The sequence below is a fragment of the Corallococcus sicarius genome, from assembly GCF_003611735.1.
Taxonomy (GTDB): Bacteria; Myxococcota; Myxococcia; order Myxococcales; family Myxococcaceae; genus Corallococcus; species Corallococcus sicarius.
This window is the reverse complement of sequence record NZ_RAWG01000356.1, coordinates 1-9139: the sequence shown is the minus strand read 5'-3', so window position 1 is coordinate 9139 and position 9139 is coordinate 1. Positions and strand designations below refer to the sequence as shown.

Genomic DNA, 9139 nt, shown 5'->3' with positions numbered 1-9139 from the left:
GCCGCGCTCCGGCCCCCCAGCCCCGCGACGACAACGACGACGATGACGCCGCTGTCGCCGGGCCGGATCCCTGGTCGCGCGACGCGCGGGAGTCCGGCTCCGGCCGCTCGCCCATCGATGATCCGGAGGTCCTGCTCGACGACGCGCGCTCGTTCCTGAAGGATCTGGAGGGCGCGGACCGCGTCGCGTTCTGGGGCGCGGCGCTGGTGGTGCTCTCCTGCTTCATGCCGTGGAAGGAGACGGCCGCGGACGGTGACTTCCTGGGCCTCATCAGCCTGGGCTTCATCTCGTTCCTCTTCGCCATCGGGGCGATGGTCTTCATCGGCATCCGCGTGCGCAACCTGATGGCCTGGGTCAACCCCATGCTTCCGTGGGGCGCGCAGATGGTGTGCACCGTCGTGTGCCTCGTCTGGTCGCTGGTCTTCCTGAAGATCTCCTCGGACACCACGCTGGTGCCGTCCCCGCTCGGCAACTCGGAGATGATGAACTCGTCGCCGAGCATCGGCTGCTTCCTGGGTGTGCTCGGCGCGGTGGTGGCGCTGCTCGGGGGCCTGATGGGCCTGCGCCGCACGCAGGAGTAGGGGCGGCGGCGAGGATTTCGCTGCCGTGCTGGAGCTGAGGCGGGCTACCGTCACCGGCCACCATGTCCGACGCCTCGCCCCTCTCCCGCCTGCTCGACGCGCTGGGCTCGGCCGTCGTGGGCCAGCCCCGCGTCCTGGCCGACCTGGTGACGGCCTTCCTCGCGCGCGGCCACGTGCTGCTGGAGGGCGTGCCCGGCGTCGCCAAGACGCTCACCGCGCGCAGCATGGCCGGTGCCCTGGGGCTGTCCTTCTCCCGCGTGCAATTCACCCCGGACCTGATGCCCGCGGACATCCTGGGCACCAACATCTTCCAGCCCCAGGCCCAGTCCTTCCGCCTGATGAAGGGCCCCGTCTTCACGGAGGTCCTGGTCGCGGATGAGATCAACCGCACCCCGCCCAAGACGCAGGCGGCGCTGCTGGAGGCGATGGAGGAGCGGCAGGTCACCATCGACGGCGTCACGCACCCGCTGCCGCCTCACTTCTTCGTCGTCGCCACGCAGAACCCGCTGGAGCTGGAGGGCACCTATCCCCTGCCCGAGGCGCAGTTGGACCGCTTCCTCATGCGCGTGCGCGTGGGCTACCCGGACGCGGACTCCGAAGGGGCGCTCTTGCGCGCCTACCACCAGCGCGAAGGCCGTGCGCCCACCGTGACGCGCGTGCTGGACGCGGCCACGCTCACGGAGTTGCAGGACCGCGCGGCCCGCGTCGCGTGCGACGACTCCATCCTCCAGTACGTCGTGCAACTCGTGCGCGACACCCGCGCCCACCCCCGCGTGCGCCTGGGCGCGAGCCCCCGCGCCTCCCAGGCCCTGCTCGCGGCGTCCAAGGCGCACGCGGCACTCCAGGGCACCGACTTCGTCACCCCGGACGACGTGAAGGCCGTGGCCTTCAGCGTCCTCAACCACCGCCTCCTGCTCAAGGCCGAGGCGGAGGTGGAGGGCGTCACCGCGGACGACGTCCTCCGGCAGATGCTCGAACGGGTGCGAGTGCCCCGGTGAGCCTCGGGCGTCCCGTCCCCACCGGCCTCGCGGTGGCCCTCTTCGCCGGGGCGCTGGTGCCGGCGGCGCTCGCGGTGGCGAGCCCCACCTTCGGGTGGCTGGCGCTCGCGCTGGACGTGGCCGTGCTGCTCTTGTGCGCGGTGGACTTCGCGCGCGCGCCCCGGGCCCGGGACGTGGAAGCACACCGCGAGGTGGAGCCCATCCTCTCCTCCGGCGTGGACAACCCCGTGCGCTGGGTGCTGGGCACGCGCACCGGAAGGCCCGTGCGCGGAGAGCTGCGCGACGAGCCACCCCTCGACGTGGAGAGCCAAGGCCACCGCCAGCCCTTCGCGCTCGAAGCCGGGGCCGCGTCCTCCCTGCGGCTCACGTACCGGGTGCGGCCCCCCGCCCGGGGCGACGCGCACTTCGGCGACGTGCACCTGCGCCTGCTGGGGCCACTGGGCCTGTGCTCGCGCCAGGTGCGCCTGCCCGCGGCCCGGGACGTGAAGGTGTATCCGGACCTGAGCGCCCTCTCCCGCGAAGCGCTGACGCTGGCGCGTGCGTCGGAGGCCGTTTCCGCGCGCACGCAGCGCCGCAAGACGATGGAGGGCCGCGAGTTCGAATCGCTGCGCGAGTACCGCCCGGGCGACGACTTCCGCCACATCGACTGGAAGGCCTCCGCGCGCCACGCCCACACGCTGGTGCGCACGTGGCAGCCGGAGCGGCACCAGCCGGTGCTGCTGCTCCTGGACTGCGGCCGTCACATGGCGGGCCGGGTGCAGGGACGGCGCAAGCTGGACCACGCGGTGGACGCGGCGCTGAGGCTTGCGCGCGTGAGCCTGGACGCGGGCGACGTGGTGGGCGTCATGTCCTTCGCCAGCGACGTGCGCGCCTTCCTCCCCCCTCGCAAGGGCGCGGAGCACCTGCGCCTCATCACCGAGTCCCTCTACCGCGCCGAGGCCGGCCTGGAGGAGAGCGACTACGGCCGCGCGTTCGACTTCGCCTTCGCCCGCCAGACGCGCCGCGCGCTGGTGGTCCTCTTCACCGACCTGGTGGATCCGGACGCGTCCGCCACGCTGCTCACGCGCACGCTGGCCCTGCGGCCCCGGCACCTGCCCGTCGTCGCGTCGCTGCTGGACGAGGACCTGGTGGCCGCGGCCACCGACGTGCCCGGTGATGCGCCCGCCGCCTACGCGCGCCAGGCCGCATCTCGCATGGAGGCCGAATACCGCCTCACCGCCACCACGCTGCGCGACGCCGGAGCCCTGGTGGTGCGCGCGCCGGCACGCGCCTTCGGGGCCGCGGCGCTCAACGTGTACCTGGACGTCAAGGCTCGCGGACGGCTCTGAAACACGGGTGTGTTCGTTGAGCGTTCCAGACGCATTCGTCAAGACCTTTGGACAACCCGCGGAACATTTCACCGCACGCGTGAGTGCATGACGAAACGCTCCGCCGAACGCCGTGCTTGCCAATCGCGCGGAGGCCGAGTTTTCGGCCTCGCGGAGGACCCCCTTTACAGATCCGGATCGCTCCCCAGAATGGCGCGCCTCAATCGTCCGCGCACGTGCGCGCACGCTCAAAACCTACGGATGGGAGGCGGGACTTGGCGGAGGTCGCAAGGGGTTTGAGGGTGCAGGTGGAGGCGGACGCCGCGGCCGTCGCGGCCCGCGCCGCGGAGGAGCTGGTCGCGGCGGCGTTGACGCCCTTCCACGAGCGGCTGCTGGCGGAGGAGCTGCTCGCGCGCAGCGGTGACACGCAGCAGCGCCTGGCCAACGCCCTGTCCGAAGCGAAGGTGGACCTGAACCCCCACCAGGTCGAAGCGGCGATGTTCGCGATGGACGCCCTGTCGCGCGGCGGCTGCATGCTGGCGGACGAGGTGGGCCTGGGGAAGACCATCGAGGCGGGCCTCGTCGTCGCCCAGCTCATGGCCGAGGGCAAGAACCGCATCCTCATCCTCGCGCCCGCGGTGCTGCGCGCGCAGTGGAATGCGGAATTGCGGGAGAAGTTCGACCTGGACAGCGTGCTCGTGGACGGCCGCAACGTGCGCCCCCACAACAACTGCTTCGATCAGCCCTTCCCCGTCATCTGCTCGCACCCGTTCGCGGCCAACCGCGTGAACCTGCTGGCGGAGATTCCCTGGGACCTGGTCATCATCGACGAGGCCCACCGGCTGCGGAACGCGCACCGGCCCAACAACAAGATGGGACAGGCCCTGCGCGCGGGGCTCGCGGGCCGGCCCAAGCTGCTGCTCACCGCGACGCCGCTCCAGAACAACCTGATGGAGCTGTTCGGCCTGATGTCGCTCCTGGACGAGCAGATATTGGGGCCCGAGCACGCCTTCCGCAGCCGCTACCGCGCGGACGAGGGCGGTGGCATGTCGGAGGCCGCGGCCTGCGAGCTGAAGGAGCGGCTGGCCCCGGTGGTGCAACGCACGCTGCGCCGTCAGGTGCGCGAGTACGTGCGCTACACCAACCGCCGCAGCATCGTGGAGGACTTCAACCCGTCCCCCGAGGAGCACGACCTCTACGAGAAGGTCAGCGAGTACCTGCAGCGCTCCGAAGTGGCGGCCATCGAGCCGGGCAAGAAGACGCTGCTGACGCTGTGCTACCGCAAGCTGCTGGCCTCCTCCACGTTCGCCATCGCGCCCACGCTGCGCAAGCTGTCGGAGAACCTCCAGAAGCGCCTGGAGGCCGCGCGGCTGGGACAGCAGGCCCTGGCGCTCTTCGAGCCGGAAGAGGCGAAGCAGTTCGTGGAGGAAGGCGAGGAGTGGTCCGACGACCCCGCCAAGGCCCCCGCGGTGCGCACGCTGGAGCAGGAGGTGTGGGAGCTGCGGCAGTACGCGGACCTCGCGGACTCCATCCGCATCAACGCCAAGGGCGAGGCGCTCAAGCGCGCGCTGGATCGCACCTTCGCGGTGATGCGCACGCACAGCTGGCCGGAGAAGGCGCTCATCTTCACCGAGTCCAAGCGCACGCAGCAGTACCTCTTCAACCTGCTGTCGGACCACGGCTACAAGGACAAGATCTCCCTGCTGTCCGGAGACTCGGGCAGCTCGCCCGAGGAGCGCCGGGCGCTGGTGGACGACTTCCGCAACCGCACGCAGATCCTCATCTGCACCGAGGCGGGCGCGGAGGGGTTGAACCTCCAGTTCTGCAACCTGGTCGTGAACTACGACCTGCCGTGGAACCCGCAGCGCGTGGAGCAGCGCATTGGCCGCTGCCACCGCTACGGCCAGCAGCGCGACGTGCTGGTGGTGAACTTCCTCAACCGGCAGAACGCGGCGGACGCGCGCCTGTTCGAGCTCTTGGAGAAGAAGCTCAACCTCTTCGACGGCGTCTTCGGCGCGTCGGATGAAATCCTGGGCGCGCTGGAGAGCGGCGTCGACTTCGAGCGGCGCGTGCTGGACATCTACCAGTCCTGCCGCAACCCGGCCGACATCAACATCGCCTTCGACAAGCTGCGCGAGGAGCTGGAAGGCGCCATCACCCAGCGCATGACGGAGATGAAGTCCGTGGTGCTGGAGCGCTTCGACGGCGACGTGCGCCGGCGGCTGCGCGTGGCCGGTGACCAGGCCAAGGAGGTGGTGGCCCGCCGCCAGCAGGAGGCGAAGGCGCTCACCGGCTCCGTGCTGGGCAGCCGCACCTCCGGACGGCTCCAGGTGGCCAAGGCCGCCTACGCCGTCCGCGACCGCACCCAGGACGCCGTCAGCTACCTGCAGCTGGACGCGGCGGGGCTGCCCTCCCGGCTGGCCCGGCTCGCGGGCAGCGAGGGCTGGTGGTTCGCCTACAAGTTCGAGATCACCGGCCTCAAGCCCGAAGAGAAGCTGGTGCACCTGGTGCTGGTGAAGGACCGGGACGGCGGCTTCCGGGCCCTGCCGCTGACGGACGGTGTCCACTTCACGAAGCTCGACGCCAAGGAGGAGAAGCGTCGGCAGCCCGCGCCGGTGTCGGTCCAGCTCATGCAAGAGCAGTCGCTCATGACCGCGAAGGATGAGCTGATTCGCGCGGCCGAGCGCCGCAATGCGTTGGAGCTGGACAAGGCCCGCGAGCGGGTGGACCGCTACGTCGAGGACTGTCTGATGGAGTCGCGCGAGGTGGTGGAGGCCGCGCGCGAGGCGTGGACCACCGCGCGCAAGGAAGTCGCCGGCGTGGAGGACACCGCGGAGCGCGCGAAGGCGCGGGCGCACTCGGACCGGCTGGAGCGCGAGTACCGGCGCAAGCTGGCGTCGCTGCGCAACGAGGAAGAGAAGCGCTACGCGGCGAAGGACCGGCAGCTGGCGGAGCTGGCCCAGAAGGGGCGCGTGACGGAGAAGCGCACCCTCATCGCCTCCGCGTACTTCTGGCTGTCGTAGTCGAACGCGTCCCGGAATCTCGTCTCAGGGCCCCTTCACAGGGGCTTGAGCCGTACCCACGTCGCGCCCCAGCCGCCGTCCGCCTCGGAGGCGGTCTGGAAGTGGGCGACCTCTGGCAGCGTGGGCAGCAGGGTGTGCACGGTGCGCCGCAGCGCGCCGGTGCCCTTGCCGTGGATGATGCGCACGTCGAGCACCCCCTTCTGCCGGCAGGCCCAGAGGTACTCGGTGACGAGTTCCTTCACGTCCCGGGGCTGGAAGAGGTGCAGGTCGAGGTTGCCATCGACCGGAATTTCTACCGCCTCGTCCTCACTGGTGGGCGGGGGCTCCGGCCCTTCGGGAGGCAGGGGTGGGTTTCGCCGGGACACTGTAGCGGGCCTCCTCCAGACGCTTCTTTTCTTCCTGGGCCAGGCGCTGCTTCTCGCGCGCGATCCGGAACTCTTCCTTGAGGCTGGAGATCTCCCCCTTGAGGGACGCCATCTCGTTGTTCACGCCCCCCCCGGCGGTGGCGCCAGCGTCTTCGGAGTGCTTGCCCGCCCGCTTGTCCTCCCCGCCAGCACCGCCAGCGGAAGTCAGGTGCATCACCAGTGCGGCCAGGGTCATCGCCTTCATGGGCTTTCACGTAAGCAAGCGGCGTGCTCGTACGCAAGTCATGTTGCGTGAGCAACGCTCCGCTGGCCGCCCTCCTCCTTGTGCCAGACAACACGTTCCGCGAGTCGCACGGCCGACAGGGGGGCGCTCCCTTCCGCCTTGTTGTTGATGGTCACGAAGACGGGGCGCTCGCGGCGCACCGCGGCCATGCACGCCCGGGCCAGCACGTCGCGGGTGCCAACATCTTCGTCCACCAACTTGTTGAAGGGGGCGTAGCGGGCGCGGGCCTCCTCGTAGCCGAGGTTGGGCGGCAGCATCCAGCGCACCACGACGGCGCGGGCTTCAAAGGCGCGCGTGAGCTTCGCCTGACGCGCGACGGGCGGCATGTGGGCCCAGACCGCGAGCACCGGGCTCACGCCGGTGTCCGCGAGCGCCTGGGCGAAGCCCTCCGTGAGCAGCTCCTCGTTGCGCACCTCCACGGCGTACAGCGGGCCCCTGGGCAGCGCGGAGAAGAACGCGTGCAGCCGCTCCACGAAGCGCGCCGGGCCGCCGAGCATGGCGGGGTCCTGCGGCGGGAACTGGAAGACGAGCGGGCCCGCCTTGTCGCCCAGCCCTTCCATGAAGGGCGCCACCACGTGGTCCACCGCGTAGGCGGCCTGGAGGAAGCGGTCGTTCACCTGGCCCCGGTGCGCGCCGTAGCGCTCGTGCACGGGGAAGCGGGCGAGCGTGCAGGCCTCGTGCGCCTTCACGAGGAAGCGGAAGTCGTCCGGCACCTGCTGGGCGTAGTCGGCGAAGGCCGCGGCGGGCACGGGCGCGTAGAACGTCCGGTCGATGCCCACCGTGCGCAGCACCGGGTGGTGCGCGTAGGCGCCCAGGCCTTCGCGCGCGAGCTGGGTGGTGGTCGTCTCATGGTCGTAGACCAGGCCGTTCCAGCCAGGGAAGGTCCACGACGAGGTGCCCAGGTACACGCCCCGCGGGAGCTGCTCGCCCAGCGACCGCAGGTCGTCGGACACCGGGGCCGGGCCCACGGGCTGCGTGCGCCGGCGGGACGACGTGGGGGGCTCCACGAGCGCGCCGGTGAAGAGGTCGAACTGGGCGGGACGTCGCGTTGCGCTCATGCAGTCAGCTCCCTTCCTGCGGAGGTCCGGTGGAGCCCCAGGGAGTAATCCCCAAGGTCACACAATGCAGGAGGTTGCCCTGCTTCGAGCCAACGTTCCAGGTTTCCAGCACGGCCACCAGCCAGCCGGGCACGGACCCGGGGAGGAACCGGGCCCCAGCGCGAGTCCGCTGAAGCCAAACACACACACCGCCAGGGCGGCCTCCACCCCACACACCCTGCGAAGCCTGTCGTTTCGCGGTAAGCTGTGGAACCGCTTCCCGCGCCTCGTGCGCGAGCTGGCGCACGGGTGTGGCAAGCAGGTGCGGCTCCGACTGCGCGGCGCGGACACGGAGCTGGACAAGACGCTGGTGGAAGCGCTGCATGATCCGCTCACGCACCTGCTGCGCAACGCGGTGGACCACGGCGTGGAGACGCCCGAGCAGCGCGTCCAGCAGGGCAAGCCGCCCGTGGGGTGCCTGACGCTGAGCGCGTCGCACGAGGGCGGGCTCGTCCATCTGGGGATGTCCGACGACGGGGCGGGCATCGACGTGCAGCGCGTGCGGCAGGTCGCGGTGCAGCGGGGCCTGCTCACCGCCGAACAGGCGGCGCGGCTGTCGGATGCGGACACGCTGATGCTCATCTTCACGCCGGGCTTCAGCACCGCCGAGCAGGTCACGTCGCTGTCCGGCCGGGGCGTGGGCATGGACGTGGTGCGCACACAGGTGGAGCGCATTGGCGGCACCGTGGAGGTGCACAGCCGGCCCGGCCAGGGCACGACCTTCACGCTCAAGATTCCCCTCACGCTGGCCATCATCCCGGCGCTCCTCGTCACCTGTCGGGGCGACCGGTACGCCCTGCCGCAGGCGAGCCTGCGCGAGGTGGTGTGGTTGGATCCCGCGCAGGCCCGGCGCGACATCACCCGCCTCCAGGACGCGGCGGTGCTGCGGCTGCGGGGGGAGCTGTTGCCCCTGGTGGTCCTCGCCTCGGAGCTGGGCGTGGGGCCCGCGACGCCGGACCTGGACGAGGGCGCCACCCTGGTGGTGCTTCAGGCCGGGGAGCGCACCTTCGGGTTGTGGGTGGATGCCATCCACGAGACGGAGGAGATCGTCGTCAAGCCGCTGTGGAAGCACCTCAAGGGGCTGGCCTGCTACGCGGGCGCGACGGTGCTGGGCGACGGGCGCGTGGCGCTCATCCTGGATGCGATGGGCCTGGGCCGCCGCGTGGGCGTCATCAGCGAGGCGCCCTCGCACGGCGTTCCAGAAGCCCCGCAGGAGGTGCTCCCCCGCCCCGAGGACGCCCGGGAGCGGGTGCTGTTGTGTCGCACGGGACAGGAGGGGCGCGTGGCCATTCCCCTGTCGCGCGTGACGCGGCTGGAGGAGCTGCCCGCCACGCAGGTGGAGCGCCTGAGCGGAGGCATGGAGCTGGCGCTGGGCGAGCGCAAGCGGCTGACGCAGGGCGACAGCAGCCTGCTCATCGTGAACCTGCGCGAGCAGACGGCCGCCGAGGCCCAGGTGCGCGAGGTGGATGCGCTCGCGGAGTACTT

At 71.1% G+C, this 9139-nt stretch carries 8 protein-coding genes; 5 read left to right on the top strand and 3 right to left on the bottom strand.

Annotated features, from left to right (window positions below; translation table 11 throughout):
- The 4 genes from D7X12_RS35430 to D7X12_RS35415 all read left to right on the top strand — a co-directional run.
- The coding region (locus tag D7X12_RS35430) for a hypothetical protein (RefSeq protein WP_120629629.1) at nt 1-581 on the top strand (581 nt) is incomplete at its 5' end.
- Between the two features lie 62 nt (nt 582-643).
- Entirely contained in the window at nt 644-1579 is a 936-nt protein-coding gene (locus tag D7X12_RS35425; protein ID WP_120629628.1) for an AAA family ATPase, read from the top strand.
- Nucleotides 1576-2907, top strand: coding sequence for a DUF58 domain-containing protein (locus D7X12_RS35420; protein ID WP_120629627.1), 1332 nt, complete (start codon nt 1576-1578; stop codon nt 2905-2907). The genes D7X12_RS35425 and D7X12_RS35420 overlap by 4 nt, the downstream gene beginning before the upstream one ends.
- Nucleotides 2908-3161: 254 nt before the next feature.
- Nucleotides 3162-5909, top strand: coding sequence for an SNF2-related protein (locus tag D7X12_RS35415; RefSeq protein WP_208719484.1), 2748 nt, complete (start codon nt 3162-3164; stop codon nt 5907-5909).
- Between the two features lie 35 nt (nt 5910-5944).
- Here D7X12_RS35415 and D7X12_RS35410 read toward each other — a convergent pair whose 3' ends face one another.
- From D7X12_RS35410 to D7X12_RS35400, 3 genes are read right to left on the bottom strand one after another with little or no spacing between them, the layout of a single operon-like run.
- The gene (locus D7X12_RS35410; RefSeq protein ID WP_120629625.1) at nt 5945-6274 is read right to left on the bottom strand and encodes a Smr/MutS family protein; all 330 of its coding nucleotides are present in this window, start codon (nt 6272-6274) and stop codon (nt 5945-5947) included.
- On the bottom strand, nt 6216-6518 hold the full coding sequence (locus tag D7X12_RS35405; RefSeq protein WP_120629624.1) for a hypothetical protein: 303 nt from the start codon (nt 6516-6518) through the stop codon (nt 6216-6218). Before D7X12_RS35405 ends, D7X12_RS35410 begins: the two co-directional genes overlap by 59 nt.
- 38 nt (nt 6519-6556) lie before the next feature.
- Nucleotides 6557-7615, bottom strand: a complete 1059-nt coding sequence (locus D7X12_RS35400; RefSeq protein ID WP_120629623.1) for a DUF72 domain-containing protein — start codon at nt 7613-7615, stop codon at nt 6557-6559.
- 268 nt (nt 7616-7883) lie between these two features.
- Between D7X12_RS35400 and D7X12_RS35395 the strand changes: the two genes are divergently transcribed.
- Nucleotides 7884-9139 (top strand): chemotaxis protein CheA (locus tag D7X12_RS35395; RefSeq protein WP_167509099.1); only part of this gene is annotated, 1256 nt, incomplete at its 3' end.